A 22,084-nucleotide genomic window follows, 5' to 3' on the forward strand; every position below is an offset into this window, starting at 1 on the left:
TGAGCTAATCTTATGCACATGGACTTCATGCTTTCAATTGACCAAGGCACCACCAGCTCACGCGCCGTGGTGTTTGACCGAGCCGGCCAGGTGGTGGCCATGGCACATCGCGAATTTACCCAGCATTTCCCACGCCCGGGGTGGGTCGAACACGATGCCACCGAAATTTGGCAAACACAGCTGGCTGTGCTGCGCGAGGTGCTGGGACGGGCGTGCATCACCGCTCAACAGATTCGTGCCATGGGCATCACCAACCAGCGCGAAACCACCGTGCTGTGGGATCGCCAAACGGGGCAGCCCGTAGCCCCAGCCATCGTCTGGCAGGATAGGCGCACTGCCGGATTGTGCGAGCAATTGCGAGCGGCAGGCCACGCCGAAACCATCGCCGCCAAAACCGGATTGGTACTCGATGCCTATTTTTCGGGCACCAAGCTGGCCTGGTTGCTGGACCATGTACCCGGCGTAAGAGCGCGGGCCGAACGGGGCGAATTGGCCTTTGGCACGGTGGACAGTTGGTTGCTGTGGCAGTTGACAGGCGGACGGGTGCATGCCACCGAGCCCAGCAACGCCTCTCGGACCCTGCTTTTCAACCTGAAAACCGGGACCTGGGACGACGACATGCTGGCGTTGCTGAACATTCCATCCGCTGTGTTGCCCCGAATCTTGCCCTCTTGCGGCCAAATGGCCGAGACGGATGCGCACCTGCTGGGCGCCAGTGTGCCGATTGCAGGGTGGGCAGGGGACCAACAGGCTGCCCTGTTCGGTCAGGCCTGCTTTGCTCCGGGAATGGCCAAAAACACCTATGGCACGGGCTGCTTCATGCTCATGAACACGGGCGACCAACCCGTAGCCAGTCAGCACCAATTGCTCAGCACCGTCGCCTGGCAAGGCCCGGGCGCAGCACAACGCCCCATGGCCTATGCCTTGGAAGGATCGGTTTTCATGGCCGGCGCCACAGTGCAGTGGTTGCGAGACGGATTGCAGATCATTGACAGCGCGGCCCAGGTTGAAGCTTTGGCTGGCAGCGTGCAGGACACCGGGGACGTGTTTTTGGTGCCCGCTTTTGCCGGTTTGGGCACGCCTGACTGGGATGCTCAGGCCAGAGGCACCCTGGTAGGCATGACACGGGGGACGGGGCGGGCGCACATAGCCCGGGCGGCATTGGAGGCCATTGCTTTGCAGACCGCCGACGTCTTTCGGGCCATGAGCGCTGACAGTGGATTGGCACTGACTGAACTGAGGGTGGACGGTGGTGCCAGCAAAAACGACCTGTTGATGCAGATTCAGGCCAATGTGCTGGGCGTGCCAGTGGTACGAAGCCGTATCACGGAGACCACTGCGCTCGGGGTCGCATATCTGGCTGGGTTGGCCACCGGCTATTGGTCAGGTGCAGAGGAGCTGTCAGCACAATGGCAAGAAGAGCGGAGATTTGTTCCGCAATGGAAAGAACCTACAAGAGCCGCCCATGTGGCGCGCTGGCGAGAAGCAGTCACCCGGTCTCGCGCTTGGGCGCGCAGTTGAAGCCCCCACACGGCATCGCCACGCGCAGAGCAAAAAGAGGCCACAAATGGCGCCATGTGGTGAAGAAAGACAAAAAAATTCAAAAACGGATTGCACAAGGCATTTTTTACAGGCATAATCGTGGGCTTCGCCTTGCAAAAGGCGCAGGTATCTGCCCAAACTGAAGCACAGCAAGTGGTTTGCTGTGTGAATGACGGGTCCAAGACTGATTCTTATTTGTTGGCTTTTGGGCTTGCAGATAAAGAATACAAGTTGGGAACAAAGAAATGATCCAGACAGAAACTCGGTTGGATGTGGCCGACAACACCGGCGCTAAGTCCGTGCTGTGCATCAAGGTGCTCGGCGGGTCCAAGCGTCGCTATGCAAGTGTTGGCGACATCATCAAAGTGAGCATCAAAGAAGCCGCCCCACGTGGTCGCGTCAAAAAAGGCGAGATCTACAGCGCTGTGGTGGTACGCACTGCCAAAGGCATTCGCCGTGGCGATGGCTCGCTCATCAAATTCGATGGCAACGCCGCTGTGTTGCTGAACGCCAAGTTGGAGCCTATCGGCACCCGCATCTTCGGCCCGGTCACGCGTGAACTGCGTACCGAGAAGTTCATGAAGATCGTGTCCTTGGCCCCTGAAGTACTGTAAGGACGCGCCATGAACAAGATTCGCACAGGCGACGAGATCATCGTCATCACAGGTCGTGACAAGGGCAAGCGCGGCAAAGTGTCGTCGCGCGCCAGCGACTCGCACCTGCTGATTGACGGCATCAACATCGTCAAAAAACACGCCAAGCCAAACCCCATGAAGGGCACAACTGGCGGCATCATCGAAAAGGCCATGCCGATTCACCAATCCAATGTGGCGATTTTCAACGCTGCAACTGGCAAGGCTGATCGCGTGGGCATCAAGTTGCAGGCTGACGGCAAACGCGTTCGCGTTTACAAGTCCAGCGGCGAAGAAATCAAGGTGGCATGAGCATGGCACGTTTGCAACAACTCTTTCGCGAGAAAATCGCTGCTGACCTGACAGCCAAGTTTGGCTACACGTCACCCATGCAGGTGCCTCGCATCACCAAGATCACTCTGAACATGGGTGTGTCTGAGGCTGTGGCCGACAAGAAAGTCATGGACCACGCTGTGAGCGACCTGACCAAGATTGCAGGCCAAAAGCCTGTGGTCACCAAAGCCAAGAAGGCGATTGCGGGTTTCAAAATCCGTGAGCAGCAACCTATCGGTTGCATGGTGACTCTGCGCGGCGTTCAGATGTACGAATTCCTGGACCGTTTTGTCACCGTGGCATTGCCCCGTGTGCGTGACTTCCGTGGTATTTCCGGTCGTGCCTTCGATGGTCGCGGCAACTACAACATCGGCGTCAAAGAGCAGATCATTTTCCCTGAGATTGAGTACGACAAGGTTGATGCCTTGCGCGGTCTCAACATCAGCATTACCACCACGGCCAAGTCTGACGAAGAGTGCAAAGCGCTCTTGGCAGCTTTCCGCTTCCCCTTCAAGAACTGAGGTGCCACGTGGCTAAAGTAGCTTTGATCGAGCGCGAGCTCAAGCGTGAAAAACTGGCAGCCAAATTCGCGAAGAAATACGCGGAATTGAAGGCCGTTGCCAATGATTTCAAGCGCAGCGATGAAGAGCGTGCAGCTGCCCGTCTGGGTCTGCAAAAGCTCCCACGCAACGCCAACCCGACCCGTCAACGCAACCGCTGTGAAATCACCGGTCGCCCACGCGGTACGTTCCGTCAATTTGGTCTGGGCCGCGCCAAGATCCGTGAAATGGCCTTCGCCGGTCATATCCCGGGCGTGACCAAGGCCAGCTGGTAATCGGCAGGAGATAACAACATGAGCATGAGTGATCCCATTGCCGATCTGTTGACCCGCATTCGCAACGCACAAATGGTGGCCAAGGCTGCTGTGATGGTGCCTTCTTCCAAAGTGAAGGTGGCCATTGCCCAAGTGCTCAAGGATGAAGGCTACATTGACGGCTTCAAAGTCAAAACCGAAGACGGCAAAGCCGTTCTCGAAATCGCCCTGAAGTACTACGCCGGTCGCCCAGTGATTGAGCGCATCGAGCGCGTGAGCCGTCCTGGCCTGCGCGTGTACAAAGGCCGTGATGCCATCCCACAAGTCCAAAACGGCTTGGGCGTCGCCATTGTCACCACACCCCAAGGTGTGATGACCGACCGCAAAGCGCGTGCAGCCGGTGTCGGCGGCGAAGTGCTGTGCTACGTCGCTTAAAGGCAGGAGAGACTGAATGTCCCGAGTAGCAAAAATGCCTGTGACCATCCCCGCTGGTGTGGATGTGTCGATCAATGCAACACAAATCAGTGTGAAGGGCGCTGGTGGTCAATTGGCCATCGCCGCAAACACACTGGTTACCGTGAACAACGAAGGCGGCAAACTGAGTTTTGCGCCTGCCAATGATTCACGTGAAGCCAATGCCATGAGTGGCACCTTGCGTCAGCTGGTGAACAACATGGTCACTGGCGTGACCAAAGGCTTCGAAAAGAAGTTGAACCTGATCGGTGTGGGTTACAAAGCGGCTGCTTCTGGCGCCAAATTGAACCTGGCTGTGGGTTACTCACATCCCGTCAACATCGAGATGCCCGCTGGCATCACGGTGGCCACTCCGACCGCGACAGAAGTCGTGATCAAGGGTGCCGACCGTCAACGTGTTGGCCAAATTGCCGCTGAGATCCGTGCTGTTCGTCCACCTGAGCCTTACAAAGGCAAGGGTATCCGTTATTCGGATGAGAAGATCACGATCAAAGAGACTAAGAAGAAATAAGGAGCTGCATCATGTTGACCAAGAAAGAGCAGCGTCTGCGTCGTGCACGCCAAACACGCATCCGCATTGCCCAGCAGGGCGTGGCGCGTTTGACCGTGAGCCGCACCAATTTGCACATCTACGCCAGCGTCATTTCTGGCTGCGGCACCAAAGTGTTGGCCAGTGCCTCCACCGCCGAAGCCGAAGTGCGTACAGCACTGGGTGCTGCAGGCAAAGGCGGCAATGCCGCTGCAGCCACCGTCATCGGCAAGCGTATTGCTGAAAAAGCAAAAGCTGCTGGCGTTGAGAAGGTCGCCTTCGACCGCGCAGGTTTCGCTTACCACGGTCGTGTCAAGGCTTTGGCCGAAGCAGCCCGTGAAGCAGGTCTGCAGTTCTAAACGGATCGGAGTTACAAATGGCTAAATTTACAGCAAAACCGCAGAGCGACGGTCCTGAAGACGGTCTGCGCGAAAAGATGATCGCGGTCAACCGCGTGACCAAAGTGGTCAAGGGCGGCCGTATCCTCGGTTTCGCAGCATTGACTGTGGTCGGTGATGGCGATGGCAAAGTTGGCATGGGCAAAGGCAAATCGAAAGAAGTGCCAGCAGCTGTGCAAAAAGCGATGGAAGAAGCTCGCCGCAACCTGGCCAAAGTCCACCTGAAAAATGGCACGATCCACCATGCCGTGAACGGTCACCACGGCGCAGCCCGCGTCATGATGGCACCAGCTCCAAAGGGTACCGGCATCATTGCTGGTGGTCCAATGCGTGCTGTGTTCGAAGTGGTGGGCATCACCGACATCGTGGCCAAGAGCCATGGTTCGTCCAACCCTTACAACATGGTTCGTGCCACCTTGGACGCATTGTCCAACTGCACAACAGCTTCCAACGTGGCTGCCAAGCGCGGCAAGTCGGTTGAAGAACTGTTCGGCTGAACCGGAGAACGAACATGACGACAGCAACAACTGTGAAAGTCCAACTGGTTCGCAGCCCGATTGGCACCAAAGTTTCCCATCGCGCCACAGTGCGTGGTTTGGGCTTGCGCAAGCTGAACTCTGTGAGCGAGTTGCAAGACACGCCCGCAGTGCGCGGCATGATCAACAAGATCAGTTACCTGGTCAAAGTTCTCTAAGAGGCTGATGATGGAACTCAATAGCATCAAGCCCGCAGAAGGCTCAAAGCACGCACCACGCCGAGTCGGTCGTGGTATTGGCTCCGGCCTGGGCAAGACTGCAGGTCGCGGTCACAAAGGTCAAAAGTCACGTTCGGGTGGATACCACAAGGTGGGTTTCGAAGGCGGTCAAATGCCTTTGCAGCGTCGTCTGCCCAAGCGCGGTTTCAAATCGCAAACCCTCAAGTACAACGCTGAGATCACCCTGACAACGCTGTCGCGTCTGGACATGGCTGAAGTCGATGTTTTGTCTTTGAAGCAAGCCGGTTTGGTTGCACACATGGCCAAAGTGGTCAAGGTGATCAACACGGGTGAATTGACCAAAGCTGTCAAGTTGACAGGCATTGGTGCGACAGCAGGTGCCAAGGCAGCGATTGAAGCTGCTGGTGGCTCCGTGGCCTGAACCTTGATGGACGAGACACAAAGTGGCAACCAACGCTAATCAAACAGCCAAAGCAGGCAAGTACGGTGACTTGAGTCGTCGGCTGGTCTTCCTGCTGTTGGCGTTGGTGGTTTACCGAATAGGTGCACATATCCCTGTGCCTGGAATCGACCCTGACCAGCTCAAGCAATTGTTCAATGGTCAGCAAGGCGGCATCCTGAGCTTGTTCAACATGTTCTCGGGTGGCGCTCTGTCTCGCTTTACGGTATTTGCTTTGGGCATCATGCCCTACATCTCTGCCTCGATCGTGATGCAGTTGATGACATACGTGGTTCCCATGTTTGAGCAAATGAAGAAAGAAGGCGAAGCAGGTCGTCGCAAGATCACTCAGTACACCCGTTTTGGTGCATTGGGTTTGGCGATCTTCCAGTCCTTCGGCATTGCCGTAGCTCTGGAGGCCTCTGCTGGTCTTGTGATCGATCCGGGCTTGGGTTTCAGAATGACAGCAGTTGTGAGTTTGACTGCCGGGGCTATGTTCCTGATGTGGTTGGGTGAGCAAATCACTGAGCGTGGTTTGGGCAACGGCATCTCGATTCTGATCTTCGCAGGTATTGCTGCCGGTTTGCCGAACGCCTTGGGTGGTTTGTTTGAACTGGTTCGAACTGGTGCAATGAACCCGTTGATCTCGATGTTGATCATCGTGGTGGTGGCCCTGGTCACTTACTTTGTGGTCTTTGTTGAGCGCGGTCAACGTAAGATTTTGGTCAATTACGCACGCCGTCAGGTGGGTAACAAGGTGTATGGCGGTCAATCGTCACACTTGCCACTCAAACTGAACATGGCTGGTGTGATTCCACCGATCTTTGCCTCGTCGATCATTCTCTTGCCGGCCACCTTGATTGGTTGGTTCAGTTCGGGAACATCTGAGAGCGTCGTGGTCAGGTTTTTCAAAGATGTGGCCAATGCGCTCGCACCAGGACAACCGGTCTACGTGATGTTTTATGCGGCAGCCATAATTTTCTTCTGCTTCTTTTACACGGCATTGGTTTTCAACAGTCGTGAAACAGCAGACAACCTGAAGAAAAGTGGTGCTTTCATCCCTGGGATTCGTCCCGGTGATCAAACAGCCAAGTACATCGACAAGATTTTGCTGCGTTTGACCGCAGTGGGTGCTGTTTACATCACCTTCGTGTGTTTGCTGCCTGAGTTTTTGATTCTGAAATACAATGTTCCGTTTTACTTTGGCGGCACTTCACTGCTGATCATTGTGGTCGTGACCATGGATTTCATGGCACAAGTACAAAATTACTTGATGTCACAACAGTACGACTCGCTTTTGAAGAAAGCGAACTTCAAGTCTTAATCGGCTTGATGCATGTTTGGTAAAGAACCCTGAGCTGTTGCAAGGGGCCATATTTTTCACCTGGTCTGTGAAGTCTGGGTATCGATGAGTTTTAGGAGAGAACCATGAGAGTTTCTGCTTCGGTGAAAAAAATTTGCCGTAACTGCAAAGTCATCCGCCGTAAAGGCGTTGTTCGTGTGATCTGCACCGATCCACGTCACAAGCAGCGTCAAGGCTGATTGAATTAGTTTTAGAGGACGAAAATGGCACGTATCGCTGGCATCAACATTCCGCCGCACAAACATGCTGAAATTGGCTTGACCGCCATTTTCGGTATTGGTCGCACCCGCGCTCGACAAATTTGCGAAGCTTCTGGCATCGCATATTCGAAAAAGATCAAGGATCTGACCGACGCAGACTTGGAAAAAATTCGCGACCAGATCGCAGTCTTCACCATCGAAGGTGACCTGCGCCGCGAAACCACCATGAACATCAAGCGTTTGATGGACATTGGTTGCTACCGTGGTTTCCGCCACCGTCGCGGTCTGCCCATGCGCGGTCAGCGTACACGTACCAATGCACGTACTCGCAAGGGTCCGCGCAAAGGCGCTGCGGCTCTGAAGAAATAAGCAGGATTGAGAGACCACCATGGCAAAAGCACAATCAAACAGCGCCGCACAACGTGTCCGCAAAAAAGTCCGCAAGAACATTGCTGACGGTATTGCTCACGTGCACGCTTCGTTCAACAACACCATCATCACGATCACCGATCGCCAAGGCAACGCCTTGTCGTGGGCTTCATCGGGTGGTCAGGGTTTCAAGGGTTCGCGCAAATCGACACCTTTTGCAGCTCAGGTCGCCTCTGAAGTGGCGGGTCGTGCTGCCCAAGAACAGGGCATCAAAAACCTCGACGTCGAGATCAAGGGCCCCGGTCCAGGTCGCGAGTCTTCGGTTCGTGCCTTGGGTGCATTGGGTATCCGCATCACATCGATTGCCGATGTGACACCGGTTCCCCATAACGGCTGCCGCCCTCAAAAGCGCCGTCGTATCTAATCTCAAACCAAGCCCACCGCCAGGCCATGCTTGCATCGCCTGGCTCCCGCATTTGTTGATGCGGCAGCTGCATAAAGGAAAATCAAGTGGCACGCTACCTCGGCCCCAAGGCCAAACTCTCACGCCGTGAAGGCACCGACCTGTTCCTCAAGAGCGCACGTCGCTCGATTGCGGACAAGTCCAAATTCGACTCTAAGCCAGGCCAGCACGGTCGCACTTCGGGTCAGCGCACATCAGACTATGGTCTGCAATTGCGTGAAAAGCAAAAAGTCAAACGCATGTACGGTGTGCTGGAGAAGCAGTTCCGCCGCTACTTTGCTGAAGCTGACCGCCGTAAGGGCAACACAGGTTCTAACCTGTTGGCTTTGCTCGAGTGCCGTCTGGACAACGTGGTTTACCGCATGGGCTTTGGCTCAACACGTGCAGAAGCCCGTCAAATGGTTTCACACAAAGCCATCACTGTGAACGGTCAATCCGTGAACATCCCCTCTTACTTGGTCAAGGCCGGTGATGTGGTTGCTGTTCGTGAAAAATCGAAGAAGCAAAACCGCGTGGTTGAAGCTCTGCAATTGGCCGCTCAAGTCGGTATGCCTGCATGGGTGGAAGTCAATGCCGACAAGGCTGAAGGTACTTTCAAGAAAGTGCCTGACCGCGACGAATTCGGTGCTGACATCAACGAATCGTTGATCGTCGAACTGTATTCACGTTAATACGCTGTTTCAATCGTTCCCGACGCACAAGGCATTGTGGGTCGGGTGCTTCATCAGCCTTACCGGTGTAACGAACCGGGGGTATTGAGAGGAAGTCTGAATGCAAACCAATTTGTTGAAACCCAAAGCTATCCAGGTCGAACAATTGGCCGCCAACCGTGCCAAAGTCACGTTGGAGCCTTTTGAGCGTGGTTACGGCCATACCCTGGGTAATGCGCTGCGCCGTGTTTTGTTGTCTTCCATGGTCGGCTACTCCGCCACTGAAGTCACCATCGCTGGTGTCGTGCATGAGTACTCCTCCATTGATGGCGTTCAACAAGATGTCGTGAACATCTTGTTGAACCTCAAAGGCGTTGTTTTCAAGCTTCACAACCGTGATGAAGTCACGCTCAGCCTGCGCAAGGATGGAGAAGGTCCCGTTACGGCGGCTGATATCCAGACTCCGCATGATGTCGAAATCATCAACCCTGAGCACGTCATTGCCAATTTGTCGCAAGGCGGTAAATTGGACATGCAAATCAAGGTCGAAAAAGGCCGTGGTTATGTGCCAGGCAGCATGCGTCGTTATGCCGACGAGCCCACCAAGGCCTTGGGTCGTATTGTTCTTGACGCTTCGTTCTCGCCTGTTAAGCGCGTGAGCTACACCGTCGAGAGCGCACGTGTCGAGCAGCGTACCGATCTGGACAAGCTGGTCATTGAGATCGAAACCAACGGTGCCATCACAGCCGAAGACGCTGTGCGTGCATCGTCCAAGATTCTGGTGGAACAGTTGGCGGTATTTGCACAACTGGAAGGCAGCGAGCTGTCGGCCTTTGATGCACCTGCCGTGCGTGGTGGTGCGGGCAGTTTCGATCCGATCCTGTTGCGCCCAGTGGACGAACTCGAACTCACCGTTCGTTCGGCCAACTGCCTCAAAGCAGAAAACATTTACTACATCGGCGACTTGATCCAACGCACTGAGAATGAATTGCTCAAGACCCCTAACCTGGGTCGAAAATCTCTCAACGAAATCAAGGAAGTCCTGGCTTCTCGTGGTTTGACTTTGGGCATGAAGCTCGAAGCTTGGCCACCAGCAGGTCTGGAAAAGCGATAATCTCAAGTTCCCGGAAATGATCCGGGTTGTGCACGGGCAGTACCTGATACGGCTGTCTGTTTAATAAAGAAAGGAAAGCACCATGCGTCACGGACACGGCCTTCGTAAACTCAATCGCACCAGCTCGCACCGCCTTGCGATGCTCCAAAACATGATGAACTCGCTCATCGAGCATGAAGTCATCAAAACCACAGTGCCTAAGGCCAAAGAATTGCGTCGCGTGATCGAGCCTATGATCACTTTGGCCAAAGTGGACAACTTGTCGAACCGTCGTTTGGCGTTCAACCGTTTGCGTGACCGCGACAGCGTCACCAAATTGTTCACTGTGTTGGGCCCACGTTCGGCTTCACGTCCTGGTGGTTACACACGCATCCTGAAAATGGGTTTCCGCGTGGGTGACAATGCACCGATGGCTTTGGTTGAATTGGTCGATCGTACCGAAACTACTGCTGAAACAGCAGCTGAGTAAGGTATAATTCAGAGATACCGCGGGGTGGAGCAGTCTGGTAGCTCGTTGGGCTCATAACCCAAAGGTCGTTGGTTCAAATCCGGCCCCCGCAACCAATTTTCAACATCTGTTGGAATTCAAGAAAACCCTCTTCGGAGGGTTTTTTCGTTTTTGATGCCAATGTATCTAACAACTTCCAACATATCAGAGTTAATTGACCTCGTCATTGCTGGATCGGCAGGCGCTGGCTTAAACCCAATAGTGCATGCGCGCAGCTGGCTTGTCGCACCTGTTGTCGAGTGCCGGTAAAAATACGGCACTCTGAATAAACCAAGCCATCGATGCACCAGCCAAACCAAAGCGTGCCCACCGGTTTGGTAGCAGAACCACCATCTGGTCCTGCAATACCAGTGACCGAAATGGATGCCTGTGCGTTTGTCCTGTAGAAGGCACCCAAAGCCATAGCCCGGGCAACCTCCTCACTCACTGCACCATGGCTTGCGATCAAAGACGGATCAACCCCCAATAAATCAGATTTGGCTGAATTCGAATAGGTCACCAAACCCCGATCAAACCAGCGACTTGAACCGGGCAGATCCGTACATTCGGCTGCAATCAAGCCGCCTGTGCAGCTTTCAGCAGTGGCCATCATCCAACCCAAGGACATCAACTTATCCGCCAAGTTGAGTGCAATATTTGACATCAGAACCATCTCCACAAGGCAAGAACCAGCAGTGTGCAAAAGGCAGCCACCAGATCGTCAAACAAGATGCCCCAGCCGCCACGCCATCCAAACCCTTTGAACAATCGATCGGCCCAAGCGACAGGGCCAGGCTTGGCGGCATCAAAAAAACGGAAGAGCAAAAAAGCCGACAGTTGAGCCATGAAGCCAGCAGGCATCATCAAAAACAAGATCAACCACATGGCCACGATCTCGTCCCAAACGATGGAGCCGGGATCGCTCACGCCCATGTTCTTTGCTGTCAATGTGCATGCCCACCAACCGATGAACAGCGAAACCAAGAGCAGGGCTGCCTGAGCATTCAGAGACAAGTTGTTTTGAATCAACAACCATGAGGCCCAGCCCCACAGGCTGCCCACCGTACCCGGGGCTTTGGGTGACAAACCTGAGCCAAATCCCAAGGCAATGGCATGGGCTGGATGACGCCACATGAAAGAAGCTGTGGGTCGTATCGGAGGGTTTACCGAAGGATCGGATATGTCAGAAATGGAGGACATCTTCAAGCGAAATGGTCGAATGAGCGGAAGGTGTTGGGTAAAACACGCCCATCTTTAGAAAGTAAAAGCAAGCGGGGATCGGCCGTGATGTGACCAATGCGTGTGACAGGCGTGTTGCAGGACTCACTCAAGGACATCACTTGATGATGATGGGACGGGTGAGAGGTAAAGACCAGTTCGTAATCATCGCCACCCGACAGAACGCATTGTTGTAACAAGTCCGCAGGGCAAGTCCATGTGTCACGGGTCAACATCAAATTCGAAATCGCAGGAAAGTGTAGATCTGCCCCTAGGCGGCTGGCATTGAGAATGTGACCTAAATCTCCCCAAAGCCCATCACTGATGTCGGCCATGGCGGTGGCCAGGCCACGCAATCCAACACCCAGGGCCGTGCGCGGAGTAGGCCGTTCCAACCGAGCGCGAGCCAACTCAAAAACAGCTTGCGGCAAGCTCACCGTGCCGCGAAATGCTTCAAGCGCAAGACGGGCATCGCCCAAATGGCCGCTCACATACACGTCGTCACCAACTTGGGCGCCCGAGCGCAAAATGGCTTGACGCACAGGCACCTCGCCCATCACCGTGATGGACACATTCAAAGGGCCTTGGGTGGTGTCACCACCGATCAATTCACAGCCATGTGCATCGGCCAAGGCGAACAATCCTGTTGAAAAGCCAGACAACCATTCCTCGTCCACCCGAGGCAGGGACAAAGACAATAAAAAAGCACGAGGTGTTGCACCACAGGCGGCCAGGTCACTCAAATTGACCGCCAAGGCCTTGTGGCCCAAATCACAGGGGTTGACGGTGGAGAGAAAATGTCGACCTTCAACCAACATGTCAGCGGAAATGGCCAGTTGGTGGCCTGGGGTGGGTGTCCAAATGGCGCAGTCGTCGCCAATGCCGACATCTGCTTGCCGCGCAGCACGTTTGAAATAGCGTTCAATCAGTTCAAATTCACCCATGGGGCAAAGCTTAACCGAGAGTCAAACCCAGGTGGCATCTCAATGCAAAGTGCGACCGCCGGGGATGGCGTTGGAGGCATCGAGCACAAAAGTGCCAATGGGTGCATCGAATCGGTGGCCATCCTCGGCCACAAAAAAGTAGCTGCCGTGCATGGTGCCATTGGCTGCTCGCAAGCGGCAGCCACTGGTGTACTGAAAAGATTCACCGGGGCGCAGCAAGGGCTGCTGACCGACCACACCCAGGCCTTTGACTTCCTCGCTGTGTCCGCGTTCGTCTTGGATCACCCAATGGCGAGAAATCAACTGAACAGGCACCCGACCCGTGTTGGTGACCGTGACGGTGTAGGCGAATGCGAAGACATCCTGCAAGGGATTGCTCTGATCTGCCACATAGTGAGGCAGTACATCAATTTGAACAGTGTAAGCAGACATGCGCACATGTTAACTGCGACAATTCAGGGATGACAACGACCTACCGCATTGCCCCTTCCATCCTCTCGGCTGATTTCGCCCGCTTGGGCGAGGAAGTCAAAAGCGTCATCGACGCCGGTGCCGACTGGATCCACTTTGATGTGATGGACAACCATTACGTGCCCAACCTCACGTTTGGGCCCATGATTTGCCAAGCCCTCAAGCCGCATGCCAAAACGGCGACAGGCGTGGCCGTTCCGATCGATGTGCATTTGATGATCTCGCCCGTCGATGCATTGGCAGCGTCTTTTGCCGAGGCCGGTGCTGACCTCATCAGCTTTCACCCCGATGCCAGCGCCCATGTGCACCGCAGTATCCAGGCCATCAAGAGCAAGGGTGTCAAGGCCGGGCTGGTGTTCAACCCGGCCGAACCACTGGATGTGCTGGAGTGGACCATCGACGACATCGACCTGATCCTGATCATGAGCGTGAACCCGGGTTTTGGTGGTCAAAGCTTCATCGATTCGGCCTTGCGCAAAGTCGAACTGGCGCGCCAGTGGATCGAGCGCAGCGGTCGCGATATTCGCTTGGAAGTGGACGGGGGCATCAAGGCCGACAACATTCGGCGCGTCGCGGATGCCGGGGCCGACACCTTTGTGGCGGGCAGTGCCATTTTTGGCAAACCCGATTACAAAGCCGTGATCGACCAGATGCGCGTCGCTTTGTCCTGAAGTGGGGCAGCCCCATGCAGGATCTGACGCAGATTGACGCGGTCATTTTTGACCTGGACGGCACCTTGGTGCACACCTTGGGTGATTTTCAGGTGGCCTTGCACCGCACCATGGCCGATCTGGACTTGCCGCCGGTTTCGGATGCGCTGATCGAGCAAACCATTGGAAAAGGCTCTGAGCATCTGATTCGCACCTTGCTGGCGCATCAAATCAACCGGCCAGAGGTCAAAGGCGTTGGCCAGGCTTGCCCTGCCCTGTCGGTGGATGCCCTTTTCGGCCGTGCATGGCAGCGTTACCAGCACCACTATTTGACCATCAATGGGCAGTTTGCCGATGTTTACCCGGGCGCGCTGGAAGCACTGGAGGCTTTGGCTGCGCAGGGCATGCCCATGGCCTGCCTGACCAACAAGCCCTTGGCCTTTGCGCAGGACTTGCTGAAAGAAAAGTCGCTGACCCACTTCTTTGGCCCCGTGTTTGGTGGGGACAGTTTCGAACGCAAAAAACCCGACCCCTTGCCCTTGATCAAAACCTGTGAGGCGCTGGGCACGGCTGCTGCACGCACCTTGATGGTGGGGGATTCCAGCAACGACGCGCAGGCCGCCCATGCTGCAGGCTGTCCGGTGGTGCTGGTCACGTACGGCTACAACCACGGTCAGCGCGTACAAGACACCCCTGCTGCTGCTTGGTTGGACACGCTGGCCGATTTGCCAGAGCGTTTGTGCGCCGCGGGCCGATGAACTAAGGCCGAGCAGGCGCAGATCCGGTGAACTTGGGTCTGCGGGCTTTGCTACACTTGACAGATCATGTTCATCGTCCACAGCCACTCCAGCGCAGCCAGCCTGCCGAGCCTTTTCCTTGCGGAAGGCCGGGGAGCCTGGCCCTGGCGTCGGCCAGCCTGACCCCATCGACTGTGCGGCTTGCCCGCCACCCGCGCCCGGTTTCATAAACACCATGATCGGGCACCTGGATGAATGAAAAACACCTCGCCTGAGGTCGTTGAGCGCTTTGGAGGCTCTAGCCTGTGATCACCGAACTTGAATTCAAAAGCCTGGCCAGCCAAGGCTACAACCGCATTCCCCTCATGCTGGAGGCCTTTGCGGACCTGGAAACGCCTTTGTCGCTTTACCTGAAGCTGGCCCACACCAAGGACAACGGCCAATACAGCTTCTTGCTCGAATCGGTCGTGGGCGGCGAGCGTTTTGGCCGCTACAGCTTCATTGGCCTTCCTGCACGCACATTGCTGCGTGCCAGCGGATTTGGCGCAGAGGCCAAGACCGAAGTCGTGCGTGATGGCCTGGTCATCGAGTCGGCTGCGGGCAACCCTCTCGACTTCATCGAGCAATACCAAAAGCGTTTCAAGGTTGCTTTGCGCCCGGGCCTGCCCCGTTTTTGTGGCGGCCTGGCGGGCTATTTTGGTTACGACGCGGTGCGCTACATCGAGAAGAAACTCGAAAAATCCTGTCCGCCCGACACCTTGGGCACGCCCGACATCTTGCTGCTGCAGTGCGAAGAACTCGCGGTGATCGACAACCTGTCGGGCAAGCTCTACCTGATTGTTTATGCCGATCCGGCCACGCCCGAGGCCTATGTGGGCGCGAAAAAACGCCTGCGCGATTTGAAAGAGCAACTCAAGTACTCGGTGAGCGCCCCGGTGGTCAAGGCCACCCAGTCCTACCCGGCCGAGCGGGACTTTGCAAAGGCCGATTACATCGCCGCCGTGGAAAAAGCCAAGGAGCTGATCGCAGGCGGTGATTTCATGCAGGTGCAGGTGGGTCAGCGCATCAAAAAGCGGTACACGGAGAGCCCACTCTCGCTGTACCGGGCGCTGCGTTCGCTCAACCCCAGCCCGTACATGTATTTTTATAACTTCGGCGACTTCCATGTCGTCGGGGCGAGCCCCGAAATTCTGGTGCGACAGGAACAAACTGACGAAGGCGCCAAAGTCATCATCCGCCCATTGGCAGGCACACGCCCACGGGGCGCAACGCCTGAAAAGGACAAGGCCGCTGAGCAGGAATTGATCAACGACCCCAAAGAGCGGGCCGAGCATGTGATGCTGATTGACTTGGCGCGCAACGACATTGGCCGCATCGCCCAGATCGGATCGGTCAAGGTGACCGAGGCCTTTGTGGTCGAGCGCTACAGCCATGTGATGCACATTGTCAGCAACGTCGAAGGCGTGTTGAACGAGGGCATGAGCAACATGGATGTGCTCAAAGCCACTTTCCCGGCGGGCACCTTGACAGGTGCGCCCAAGGTTCATGCCATGGAGCTGATTGACCAATTCGAGCCCGTCAAACGCGGCATCTACGGCGGCGCTTGCGGCTACATCAGCTATGCGGGTGACATGGATGTGGCCATCGCCATCCGCACAGCCGTCATCAAGGACCAGACGCTGTATGTGCAGGCTGCGGCCGGGGTGGTGGCCGATTCGGTGCCTGAGATGGAGTGGCGCGAAACCGAACACAAGGCGCGTGCTTTGTTGCGGGCCAGTGAGTTGGTCGAAGAAGGCTTGGAGTGAACATGTCGAAAAAAATCAAACTCCTGATGGTCGACAACTACGACTCGTTCACCTTCAACATCGTGCAGTACTTCGGTGAACTGGGCGCGGAGGTCGAGGTCTTTCGCAACGACGAAATCACGCTCGAGGGCATTGCAGCCCGCCAGCCTGATCGCTTGGTCATTTCGCCCGGCCCGTGCTCGCCAGCTGAAGCGGGTATTTCGGTGGCCGCCATCCAGCACTTTGCAGGCCAACTGCCCATTTTGGGCGTGTGCTTGGGTCACCAAAGCATTGGCGCGGCTTTTGGCGGCAAGATCGTTCGTGCACAGGAATTGATGCACGGCAAGACCAGTGTCATCACCACCACGCAAGAAGGCGTGTTCGCGGGCTTGCCCGAGCAGTTCACCGTCAACCGCTACCACTCTCTTGCCATTGAGCGGGCCACTTGCCCGCCCTGCCTGAAAGTCACGGGCTGGACGGATGATGGCGAGATCATGGGCGTGCGTCACACCGAGTTGGACATCGAAGGTGTGCAGTTCCACCCCGAATCCATCCTGACCGAGCATGGCCACGCCATGCTCAAAAACTTTCTGGTGCGGCCATGAACATAACCGTTGATCTGCGCAGCGACACCGTCACCCAGCCCACCGCCGCCATGCGCGAGGCCATGCTGGCAGCGCCAGTGGGCGACGATGTGTTTGGCGACGACCCCACGGTCAATGCCTTGCAAGAGCGCATCGCGCAGATCACTGGCAAAGAAGCGGCTCTGTTCATGCCCTCGGGCACACAAAGCAACCTGTGCGCCCTGATGGCGCATTGCGAGCGGGGCGACGAGTACATCGTCGGGCAAAACGCGCACACCTACCGCTACGAAGGCGGTGGTGCGGCCGTGCTGGGCAGCATCCAGCCGCAGCCCCTGGCGCAAAACAGCTTGGGCGAAATGGCGCTGGCCGATATCGCCGCAGCCATCAAACCCCTCGATTGCCACTTTGCACGCACACGCTTGCTGGCGCTGGAAAACACCTGGAACGGCCACCCCATGTCGCTGGCTTATTTGGGGCAAACCACTGCCCTCGCCCGGCAGCATGGCTTGGCCGTGCATCTGGATGGTGCCCGCCTCTTCAATGCAGCCGTTGCGCAGGCCGAAGGCGGGCCAGTCACGGCCAGCGTGCGGCGCATCGTGGACCCTTTCGACAGCGTCTCTGTTTGTTTCAGCAAGGGGTTGGGCGCACCCGTGGGCTCGGCCTTGTGCGGCTCCCGTGAACTGATTGACAAGGCGCTGCGCTGGCGAAAGGTGTTGGGCGGTGGTTTGCGTCAGTCCGGCATTTTGGCGGCTGCGGCTTTGTACGCCTTGGATCACCATATGGACCGATTGGGCGATGACCATGCGCTGGCGCAGCGGCTGGCCCAAGGTCTGCAAGGTGTGCCGGGTCTGAGCGTGCGTTCGGCGCAAACCAATATTGTGTTTGTGGATGTGGCCGATGGGCGTGGCCCGGCGCTGCTGGACGATCTCAAGGCCCATGGCGTGTTGGCCACGGGTTTGATCGGCCTTCGCTTTGTGACGCACTTGGGGGTGGATGCTGCAGGCATCGACCATGCTGTCGGTTGTATCCGGCGCTTCATGGCGAATGCGTCCGAGCAGACTAACCCTGCCTCTAGCCGGACAGGCGTTTACTGAAGCCATGTTTGATGCGCAGCAAGTCCTGATGTTCATGTTGGCCGGTGTGCTGCTCAACCTCACACCCGGGCCGGATGTGCTTTACATCGTCAACCAGTCCCTGGGGGGCGGCGTGCAGCGTGGGCTGGTTGCTGCCTGGGGCATCACGGCGGGGTGTTTTGTGCACGTGGCTGCCGCCGCATGGGGCTTCGGGACCGTTTTGGCCACTTCGGCAGAGGCCTTCAATCTGATCAAGTGGATCGGTGCGACCTATCTGTTGTGGCTGGGGGGGCGCCTGTTGTGGCGCACAGGCCTAGCCCGTGATGGTCTCAAGGGGCAACAAGCGTTCGCTGTGATGGGCTATTCTGACCAGCACGGGGGTGGACCAGCCCCCAAAGAAGCGAGCGGTTTACTGCCCGTGTTCTTCGGCGCGTTCGCCACCAATGCCTTGAACCCGAAAGTGGCGCTGTTTTTTCTGGCGTTTGTGCCGCAATTCATTCCGGCGCAGGCCCCCGATCCGGCCTGGTCTTTTGTGCTCTTGGGCTGCTTGTTCAATGTGAACAGTTTGCTGGTGTGCATGGGCTGGGCTTGGGTCGCTTCTTGGCTGGCCCATAGGAGCCACTGGTTGCAGCGCGGCACGCGCTACTTGGACCGGCTGACGGGCTTGTTGTTTGTCGGTTTTGGTTTGAAGCTGGCCTTCACCGACGCGCCGCCCCACTGAATTTTTTAACGAACTCCACCATCCGAGAGGAAACTCACCATGCCCATTACCCCTCAGGAAGCGCTGCAACGCACCATCGAGCACCGCGAAATTTTTCACGACGAGATGCTCCACCTCATGCGCATGATCATGAATGGCGAGCTGTCGCCAGTCATGACCGCCGCGCTGGTCACAGGCCTGCGTGTGAAAAAGGAAACCATTGGCGAGATCACAGCCGCCGCGCAAGTGATGCGCGAGTTTTCGACCAAAGTGAATGTGGCCAACCCCACACACCTGGTGGACATCGTGGGCACGGGTGGCGATGGGGCCCACACCTTCAACATCTCGACCTGCGCCATGTTCGTGGCCGCTGCTGCTGGAGCCAAAACGGCCAAGCACGGTGGGCGCAGCGTGAGCAGCAAATCGGGCAGTGCCGACGTGGTCGAAGCCCTGGGCGGCAACATCCACCTGTCGCCAGAGCAGATCGCGCGGTCGATCGATGAGGTGGGTATCGGCTTCATGTTCGCCCCCAACCACCACCCCGCCATGAAAAACGTGGCCCCGGTGCGCAAAGAGTTGGGGGTGCGCACGATGTTCAACATCCTCGGCCCCCTGACCAACCCAGCCAGCGCTCCGAACATCTTGATGGGGGTGTTCCACTCTGACTTGGTGGGCATTCAAGTGCGTGCCTTGCAACGCTTGGGGGCTGAGCATGCATTGGTGGTGTATGGGCGCGATGGCATGGATGAGATCAGCCTGGGCGCGGCCACCTTGGTGGGCGAGCTCAAAAACGGGCAAATTACCGAATACGAAATCCACCCGGAAGACTTTGGCCTGACCATGGCCAGCAACCGGGCTCTGAAAGTCGACACGCCCGAGCAATCCATGGCCATGTTGCGTGGTGTGCTGGACAATCAGCCTGGCGCAGCGCGCGACATCGTCATGATCAACGCGGGCGCGGCCTTGTACGCGGCGAATGTGGCCAGCAGCATCGCCGATGGCTTGGCGCGAGCACGTGTGGCCATCGAGTCGGGCGCGGCCAAAGCCAAGCTGGCGCAGTTTGTGGCCTTTGGCCAGATGGCGGCTTGAGCCATGTGGCGGGACGAAGGCGCATGGATCGCTTTGGGCGTGTCGGCTTTGTTTGTGGTCGTGGCTTGGGTGATGCACCGCGTCTTTGTTCGCATTTTGAAAAACGGTGCCACTGAGCCCGTACAGAAAGAAAATCATGAGTGACATCCTGGACAAAATCGTCGCGGTCAAACGTGAGGAAGTGGCGGCAGCCCTGAAGCAAAAATCACTGGCTGCGGTGCGCGCCGATGCCGAAAGCCGTGTGCTGACCCGTGACTTCGAAGGCGCGATGCGTGCCAAGATCGCCGCTGGTCAATCTGCGGTGATCGCCGAAATCAAAAAAGCCAGCCCGTCCAAAGGCGTGTTGCGGGCCGACTTCATCCCGGCCGACATCGCCCAAAGCTACGCCGAATTCGGCGCGGCATGCCTGTCGGTGTTGACCGACAAGCAGTTCTTTCAAGGCAGCGTGGATTACCTCAAGCAAGCGCGCGCCAGTTGTGACCTGCCGGTGCTGCGCAAGGACTTCATGATCGATGCTTATCAAGTCTACGAAGCCCGAGCCATGGGCGCCGATGCGATTTTGCTCATCGCGGCCTGCCTGGACGATGCTCACATGGCCGAGATGGAGGCGGTGGCCCGCAGTTTGGACATGGCGGTGCTGGTGGAGGTGCACGACAGAGCCGAGCTCGAGCGCGCCCTGAAGCTCAAAACACGTTTGGTCGGCATCAACAACCGTAACCTGAAAACCTTCGAGGTGTCCCTGCAGACCACCTTGGACATGCTGCCCGATGTGCCGGCCGACCGCTTGCTGGTGACCGAAAGCGGCATTCAAACACCGGAAGATGTCCGGCGGATGCGCGAGGCTCAAGTTAACGCCTTCTTGGTGGGCGAGGCTTTCATGCGCGCCAACGAGCCCGGTGAGGCGCTGGCCAAACTCTTTGCCTGATGACCCGCATGACGGGGCAACAAAGCCTGGGGTTTGAAGAGCCACGGGTCGTTCCCCATTCAGGGCTGAATTGGCCTGCAGATCTTCAAAAATTGGACGCAGGGTGGCGAGGCTTGGTGGACGCCTTTCTGAGCTCGGAGCCCGGGCTCGCCTTGTCCGAGCGCCTGACCGATGCCCTGAATGCCGGGCAAATCATTTACCCGTCCGAGCCCTTTCGGGCGCTGAGCCTGACGCCATTGAACGAAGTTCGGGTGGTGATTTTGGGGCAAGACCCCTATCACGGACCCGGCCAGGCAGAAGGCCTGGCCTTCTCGGTGGCGCCAGGTGTTCGCCTGCCGCCCAGTTTGCGCAACATTTTCAAGGAGCTGCAGCAGAGCCTTGGTGTTTCTATGCCTACAAACGGGTCATTGGTGCGATGGGCCAAACAAGGGGTCTTGCTGCTCAACAGCTGTTTGACAGTCCAAGACGGGCAAGCCGCCAGCCATGCCCGCTGGGGTTGGGAGGTGTTGAGCGATCAGTTGGTCCAGACTGTGGCCCAAAGTTCAAGACCGGTGGTGTTCATGTTGTGGGGTGCACACGCCCAGGCCAAAAAAGCCTTGATTGATGCGGCGGGGTATTCAGGGCATCACTTGGTGTTGATGGCCAACCACCCTTCGCCTTTGTCGGCCCTGCGTGCCCCTGTTCCATTTATAGGCTGTGGTCATTTCGTGCAGGCCAATGCCTTTTTGGCGCAACGCGGCGAAAAAACCATCGCATGGTGAAAATTTTGTGAGCTAACTTGTGGGGCGTCACAAAAAGATGGCATAATCTAAGACTCGCTTCTGGAGGGGTGCCCGAGTGGCTAAAGGGGGCAGACTGTAAATCTGTTGGCTTACGCCTACACTGGTTCGAATCCAGTCTCCTCCACCAGCAAACTGGCTAACGCCGGATTGATTTGAGCAATTGGAAATGGTTTCCAAGCATTGGCGCAGCATCCACTCGTGCGGCGCAAACAGTGCGGGAGTAGTTTAATGGTAGAACCTTAGCCTTCCAAGCTAATGACACGGGTTCGATTCCCGTTTCCCGCTCCAGTCAACCGGTAGAGTTTGTCAGAAGTTTTCGCCCTTGTGGCTCAGTGGTAGAGCACTCCCTTGGTAAGGGAGAGGTCGCGGGTCCGATTCCCGCCAAGGGCACCAGTTTTGGGGCGCGCAATGCAGGTTGTGCGCCCTCTGTCTTGGTTGTTGACCACTACTTTTCGGAGTCGAAGATATGGCAAAAGAGAAATTCGAACGGACCAAACCCCACGTGAACGTGGGCACCATCGGTCACGTTGACCACGGCAAAACCACACTGACTGCTGCCATCACCACCGTGTTGGCTGCCAAGTTCGGCGGTGCTGCCAAAGCGT

The 22,084-nt window shown here is 56.8% G+C and carries 33 protein-coding genes and 4 tRNA genes; 33 read left to right on the top strand and 4 right to left on the bottom strand.

Translation table 11 applies throughout. The features are described from left to right. The first annotated feature begins 18 nt into the window (after positions 1-18). From glpK to B9Z50_RS15630, 19 genes are all read left to right on the top strand, one after another. The gene (gene glpK, locus B9Z50_RS15540) at positions 19-1,521 is read left to right on the top strand and encodes a glycerol kinase GlpK (protein ID WP_233249908.1); all 1,503 of its coding nucleotides are present in this window, start codon (positions 19-21) and stop codon (positions 1,519-1,521) included. 266 nt (positions 1,522-1,787) lie between these two features. Next, a complete protein-coding gene (gene rplN, locus B9Z50_RS15545; RefSeq protein WP_089951934.1) occupies positions 1,788-2,156 on the top strand; it encodes a 50S ribosomal protein L14 in 369 nt (122 codons plus the stop codon). Positions 2,157-2,165: 9 nt separating this feature from the next. Beyond that, the gene (rplX, locus tag B9Z50_RS15550) at positions 2,166-2,486 is read left to right on the top strand and encodes a 50S ribosomal protein L24 (protein WP_108365650.1); all 321 of its coding nucleotides are present in this window, start codon (positions 2,166-2,168) and stop codon (positions 2,484-2,486) included. Between the two features lie 2 nt (positions 2,487-2,488). Continuing rightward, positions 2,489-3,028 (top strand): 50S ribosomal protein L5, encoded by a 540-nt coding sequence (gene rplE, locus B9Z50_RS15555; protein ID WP_062408250.1) that lies wholly within the window; start codon positions 2,489-2,491, stop codon positions 3,026-3,028. Positions 3,029-3,036: 8 nt separating this feature from the next. Continuing rightward, positions 3,037-3,342, top strand: a complete 306-nt coding sequence (gene rpsN, locus B9Z50_RS15560) for a 30S ribosomal protein S14 (protein ID WP_108365651.1) — start codon at positions 3,037-3,039, stop codon at positions 3,340-3,342. A gap of 18 nt (positions 3,343-3,360) precedes the next feature. Next, positions 3,361-3,756: a 30S ribosomal protein S8 gene (gene rpsH / locus B9Z50_RS15565; protein ID WP_108365652.1), complete on the top strand. Its 396-nt coding sequence runs from the start codon at positions 3,361-3,363 to the stop codon at positions 3,754-3,756. Between the two features lie 16 nt (positions 3,757-3,772). Further along, entirely contained in the window at positions 3,773-4,306 is a 534-nt protein-coding gene (gene rplF, locus B9Z50_RS15570) for a 50S ribosomal protein L6 (protein ID WP_108365653.1), read from the top strand. Positions 4,307-4,317: 11 nt separating this feature from the next. After that, entirely contained in the window at positions 4,318-4,683 is a 366-nt protein-coding gene (gene rplR, locus B9Z50_RS15575) for a 50S ribosomal protein L18 (RefSeq protein ID WP_062407202.1), read from the top strand. A gap of 17 nt (positions 4,684-4,700) precedes the next feature. After that, on the top strand, positions 4,701-5,219 hold the full coding sequence (rpsE, locus tag B9Z50_RS15580; protein WP_090044609.1) for a 30S ribosomal protein S5: 519 nt from the start codon (positions 4,701-4,703) through the stop codon (positions 5,217-5,219). 14 nt (positions 5,220-5,233) lie between these two features. Continuing rightward, entirely contained in the window at positions 5,234-5,416 is a 183-nt protein-coding gene (gene rpmD / locus B9Z50_RS15585) for a 50S ribosomal protein L30 (RefSeq protein WP_062407206.1), read from the top strand. 10 nt (positions 5,417-5,426) lie between these two features. Beyond that, entirely contained in the window at positions 5,427-5,858 is a 432-nt protein-coding gene (gene rplO, locus B9Z50_RS15590; RefSeq protein ID WP_108365706.1) for a 50S ribosomal protein L15, read from the top strand. A 22-nt stretch (positions 5,859-5,880) separates the two neighbouring features. Then, positions 5,881-7,200 carry a preprotein translocase subunit SecY gene (gene secY / locus B9Z50_RS15595; RefSeq protein ID WP_108365654.1) on the top strand — a complete coding sequence of 440 codons (1,320 nt, stop codon included), beginning with the start codon at positions 5,881-5,883 and terminating at the stop codon, positions 7,198-7,200. 104 nt (positions 7,201-7,304) lie between these two features. Continuing rightward, positions 7,305-7,418, top strand: coding sequence for a 50S ribosomal protein L36 (gene rpmJ / locus B9Z50_RS15600; RefSeq protein ID WP_028820150.1), 114 nt, complete (start codon positions 7,305-7,307; stop codon positions 7,416-7,418). Positions 7,419-7,442: 24 nt separating this feature from the next. Beyond that, entirely contained in the window at positions 7,443-7,808 is a 366-nt protein-coding gene (gene rpsM / locus B9Z50_RS15605) for a 30S ribosomal protein S13 (protein WP_019429278.1), read from the top strand. A gap of 19 nt (positions 7,809-7,827) precedes the next feature. After that, positions 7,828-8,232, top strand: a complete 405-nt coding sequence (rpsK, locus tag B9Z50_RS15610) for a 30S ribosomal protein S11 (protein WP_019427456.1) — start codon at positions 7,828-7,830, stop codon at positions 8,230-8,232. A gap of 86 nt (positions 8,233-8,318) precedes the next feature. Next, positions 8,319-8,942: a 30S ribosomal protein S4 gene (gene rpsD, locus B9Z50_RS15615; RefSeq protein WP_062407211.1), complete on the top strand. Its 624-nt coding sequence runs from the start codon at positions 8,319-8,321 to the stop codon at positions 8,940-8,942. A 100-nt stretch (positions 8,943-9,042) separates the two neighbouring features. Next, complete coding sequence (gene rpoA, locus B9Z50_RS15620) at positions 9,043-10,035, top strand: DNA-directed RNA polymerase subunit alpha (RefSeq protein ID WP_062407213.1); 993 nt, start codon at positions 9,043-9,045, stop codon at positions 10,033-10,035. Between the two features lie 82 nt (positions 10,036-10,117). Next, entirely contained in the window at positions 10,118-10,504 is a 387-nt protein-coding gene (gene rplQ / locus B9Z50_RS15625) for a 50S ribosomal protein L17 (RefSeq protein ID WP_108365655.1), read from the top strand. A gap of 18 nt (positions 10,505-10,522) precedes the next feature. Further along, positions 10,523-10,599: transfer RNA gene (locus B9Z50_RS15630), tRNA-Met, on the top strand. A gap of 107 nt (positions 10,600-10,706) precedes the next feature. Here the strand turns inward: B9Z50_RS15630 and B9Z50_RS15635 are convergent. The 4 genes from B9Z50_RS15635 to apaG are packed head-to-tail and all read right to left on the bottom strand — an operon-like array spanning position 10,707 to position 13,116. Continuing rightward, the gene (locus B9Z50_RS15635; RefSeq protein ID WP_370463089.1) at positions 10,707-11,195 is read right to left on the bottom strand and encodes a CinA family protein; all 489 of its coding nucleotides are present in this window, start codon (positions 11,193-11,195) and stop codon (positions 10,707-10,709) included. Next, positions 11,186-11,722 carry a phosphatidylglycerophosphatase A gene (locus tag B9Z50_RS15640; RefSeq protein ID WP_108365656.1) on the bottom strand — a complete coding sequence of 179 codons (537 nt, stop codon included), beginning with the start codon at positions 11,720-11,722 and terminating at the stop codon, positions 11,186-11,188. The genes B9Z50_RS15635 and B9Z50_RS15640 overlap by 10 nt, the downstream gene beginning before the upstream one ends. A 2-nt stretch (positions 11,723-11,724) precedes the next feature. Then, positions 11,725-12,684: a thiamine-phosphate kinase gene (gene thiL / locus B9Z50_RS15645; RefSeq protein ID WP_108365657.1), complete on the bottom strand. Its 960-nt coding sequence runs from the start codon at positions 12,682-12,684 to the stop codon at positions 11,725-11,727. A gap of 39 nt (positions 12,685-12,723) precedes the next feature. Beyond that, positions 12,724-13,116 (bottom strand): Co2+/Mg2+ efflux protein ApaG, encoded by a 393-nt coding sequence (gene apaG, locus B9Z50_RS15650; protein ID WP_108365658.1) that lies wholly within the window; start codon positions 13,114-13,116, stop codon positions 12,724-12,726. Positions 13,117-13,145: 29 nt separating this feature from the next. Here apaG and rpe point away from each other — a divergent pair, with 29 nt between their 5' ends. The 14 genes from rpe to B9Z50_RS15715 all read left to right on the top strand — a co-directional run. Beyond that, on the top strand, positions 13,146-13,826 hold the full coding sequence (gene rpe, locus B9Z50_RS15655; protein WP_108365659.1) for a ribulose-phosphate 3-epimerase: 681 nt from the start codon (positions 13,146-13,148) through the stop codon (positions 13,824-13,826). A gap of 14 nt (positions 13,827-13,840) precedes the next feature. Continuing rightward, entirely contained in the window at positions 13,841-14,563 is a 723-nt protein-coding gene (gph, locus tag B9Z50_RS15660; protein WP_108365660.1) for a phosphoglycolate phosphatase, read from the top strand. 284 nt (positions 14,564-14,847) lie between these two features. Further along, positions 14,848-16,347 carry an anthranilate synthase component I gene (gene trpE, locus B9Z50_RS15665; RefSeq protein ID WP_108365661.1) on the top strand — a complete coding sequence of 500 codons (1,500 nt, stop codon included), beginning with the start codon at positions 14,848-14,850 and terminating at the stop codon, positions 16,345-16,347. 2 nt (positions 16,348-16,349) lie between these two features. Further along, on the top strand, positions 16,350-16,931 hold the full coding sequence (locus B9Z50_RS15670) for an aminodeoxychorismate/anthranilate synthase component II (RefSeq protein ID WP_199221767.1): 582 nt from the start codon (positions 16,350-16,352) through the stop codon (positions 16,929-16,931). Further along, positions 16,928-18,004, top strand: a complete 1,077-nt coding sequence (gene ltaE / locus B9Z50_RS15675) for a low-specificity L-threonine aldolase (protein ID WP_108365663.1) — start codon at positions 16,928-16,930, stop codon at positions 18,002-18,004. Before B9Z50_RS15670 ends, ltaE begins: the two co-directional genes overlap by 4 nt. A gap of 4 nt (positions 18,005-18,008) precedes the next feature. Then, complete coding sequence (locus tag B9Z50_RS15680; protein ID WP_108365664.1) at positions 18,009-18,704, top strand: LysE family translocator; 696 nt, start codon at positions 18,009-18,011, stop codon at positions 18,702-18,704. Between the two features lie 39 nt (positions 18,705-18,743). Next, positions 18,744-19,772 carry an anthranilate phosphoribosyltransferase gene (trpD, locus tag B9Z50_RS15685; RefSeq protein ID WP_108365665.1) on the top strand — a complete coding sequence of 343 codons (1,029 nt, stop codon included), beginning with the start codon at positions 18,744-18,746 and terminating at the stop codon, positions 19,770-19,772. Between the two features lie 3 nt (positions 19,773-19,775). Beyond that, positions 19,776-19,916, top strand: coding sequence for a hypothetical protein (locus B9Z50_RS17810; RefSeq protein ID WP_199221768.1), 141 nt, complete (start codon positions 19,776-19,778; stop codon positions 19,914-19,916). Next, a complete protein-coding gene (gene trpC / locus B9Z50_RS15690; protein ID WP_108365666.1) occupies positions 19,909-20,697 on the top strand; it encodes an indole-3-glycerol phosphate synthase TrpC in 789 nt (262 codons plus the stop codon). Before B9Z50_RS17810 ends, trpC begins: the two co-directional genes overlap by 8 nt. An 8-nt stretch (positions 20,698-20,705) precedes the next feature. Further along, positions 20,706-21,458, top strand: a complete 753-nt coding sequence (locus B9Z50_RS15695; protein WP_108365708.1) for a uracil-DNA glycosylase — start codon at positions 20,706-20,708, stop codon at positions 21,456-21,458. A gap of 62 nt (positions 21,459-21,520) precedes the next feature. Beyond that, positions 21,521-21,606, top strand: a tRNA-Tyr gene (locus B9Z50_RS15700). 87 nt (positions 21,607-21,693) lie between these two features. Next, a tRNA-Gly gene (locus tag B9Z50_RS15705) sits at positions 21,694-21,767 on the top strand. Between the two features lie 30 nt (positions 21,768-21,797). Beyond that, a tRNA-Thr gene (locus B9Z50_RS15710) sits at positions 21,798-21,872 on the top strand. Positions 21,873-21,945: 73 nt separating this feature from the next. After that, positions 21,946-22,084, top strand: a 139-nt coding sequence (locus B9Z50_RS15715) for a GTP-binding protein (RefSeq protein ID WP_233200730.1), incomplete at its 3' end; no start/stop codon positions are given.

Source organism: Limnohabitans sp. Bal53, assembly GCF_003063355.1.
In the GTDB taxonomy this organism is placed as follows: domain Bacteria; phylum Pseudomonadota; class Gammaproteobacteria; order Burkholderiales; family Burkholderiaceae_C; genus Limnohabitans_A.

Bases quoted from the DNA above. Each gene is read 5' to 3' on its own strand.
- glpK (WP_233249908.1), top strand. From the start codon at position 19: ATGGACTTCATGCTTTCAATTGACCAAGGCACCACCAGCTCACGCGCC.
- rplN (WP_089951934.1), top strand. From the start codon at position 1,788: ATGATCCAGACAGAAACTCGGTTGGATGTGGCCGACAACACCGGCGCT.
- rplX (WP_108365650.1), top strand. From the start codon at position 2,166: ATGAACAAGATTCGCACAGGCGACGAGATCATCGTCATCACAGGTCGT.
- rplE (WP_062408250.1), top strand. From the start codon at position 2,489: ATGGCACGTTTGCAACAACTCTTTCGCGAGAAAATCGCTGCTGACCTG.
- rpsH (WP_108365652.1), top strand. From the start codon at position 3,361: ATGAGCATGAGTGATCCCATTGCCGATCTGTTGACCCGCATTCGCAAC.
- rplF (WP_108365653.1), top strand. From the start codon at position 3,773: ATGTCCCGAGTAGCAAAAATGCCTGTGACCATCCCCGCTGGTGTGGAT.
- rplR (WP_062407202.1), top strand. From the start codon at position 4,318: ATGTTGACCAAGAAAGAGCAGCGTCTGCGTCGTGCACGCCAAACACGC.
- rpsE (WP_090044609.1), top strand. From the start codon at position 4,701: ATGGCTAAATTTACAGCAAAACCGCAGAGCGACGGTCCTGAAGACGGT.
- rpmD (WP_062407206.1), top strand. From the start codon at position 5,234: ATGACGACAGCAACAACTGTGAAAGTCCAACTGGTTCGCAGCCCGATT.
- rplO (WP_108365706.1), top strand. From the start codon at position 5,427: ATGGAACTCAATAGCATCAAGCCCGCAGAAGGCTCAAAGCACGCACCA.
- rpmJ (WP_028820150.1), top strand. From the start codon at position 7,305: ATGAGAGTTTCTGCTTCGGTGAAAAAAATTTGCCGTAACTGCAAAGTC.
- rpsM (WP_019429278.1), top strand. From the start codon at position 7,443: ATGGCACGTATCGCTGGCATCAACATTCCGCCGCACAAACATGCTGAA.
- rpsK (WP_019427456.1), top strand. From the start codon at position 7,828: ATGGCAAAAGCACAATCAAACAGCGCCGCACAACGTGTCCGCAAAAAA.
- rpoA (WP_062407213.1), top strand. From the start codon at position 9,043: ATGCAAACCAATTTGTTGAAACCCAAAGCTATCCAGGTCGAACAATTG.
- rplQ (WP_108365655.1), top strand. From the start codon at position 10,118: ATGCGTCACGGACACGGCCTTCGTAAACTCAATCGCACCAGCTCGCAC.
- B9Z50_RS15635 (WP_370463089.1), bottom strand. From the start codon at position 11,195: ATGGTTCTGATGTCAAATATTGCACTCAACTTGGCGGATAAGTTGATG.
- B9Z50_RS15640 (WP_108365656.1), bottom strand. From the start codon at position 11,722: ATGTCCTCCATTTCTGACATATCCGATCCTTCGGTAAACCCTCCGATA.
- thiL (WP_108365657.1), bottom strand. From the start codon at position 12,684: ATGGGTGAATTTGAACTGATTGAACGCTATTTCAAACGTGCTGCGCGG.
- apaG (WP_108365658.1), bottom strand. From the start codon at position 13,116: ATGTCTGCTTACACTGTTCAAATTGATGTACTGCCTCACTATGTGGCA.
- rpe (WP_108365659.1), top strand. From the start codon at position 13,146: ATGACAACGACCTACCGCATTGCCCCTTCCATCCTCTCGGCTGATTTC.
- gph (WP_108365660.1), top strand. From the start codon at position 13,841: ATGCAGGATCTGACGCAGATTGACGCGGTCATTTTTGACCTGGACGGC.
- B9Z50_RS15670 (WP_199221767.1), top strand. From the start codon at position 16,350: ATGTCGAAAAAAATCAAACTCCTGATGGTCGACAACTACGACTCGTTC.
- ltaE (WP_108365663.1), top strand. From the start codon at position 16,928: ATGAACATAACCGTTGATCTGCGCAGCGACACCGTCACCCAGCCCACC.
- B9Z50_RS15680 (WP_108365664.1), top strand. From the start codon at position 18,009: ATGTTTGATGCGCAGCAAGTCCTGATGTTCATGTTGGCCGGTGTGCTG.
- trpD (WP_108365665.1), top strand. From the start codon at position 18,744: ATGCCCATTACCCCTCAGGAAGCGCTGCAACGCACCATCGAGCACCGC.
- B9Z50_RS17810 (WP_199221768.1), top strand. From the start codon at position 19,776: ATGTGGCGGGACGAAGGCGCATGGATCGCTTTGGGCGTGTCGGCTTTG.
- trpC (WP_108365666.1), top strand. From the start codon at position 19,909: ATGAGTGACATCCTGGACAAAATCGTCGCGGTCAAACGTGAGGAAGTG.
- B9Z50_RS15695 (WP_108365708.1), top strand. From the start codon at position 20,706: ATGACGGGGCAACAAAGCCTGGGGTTTGAAGAGCCACGGGTCGTTCCC.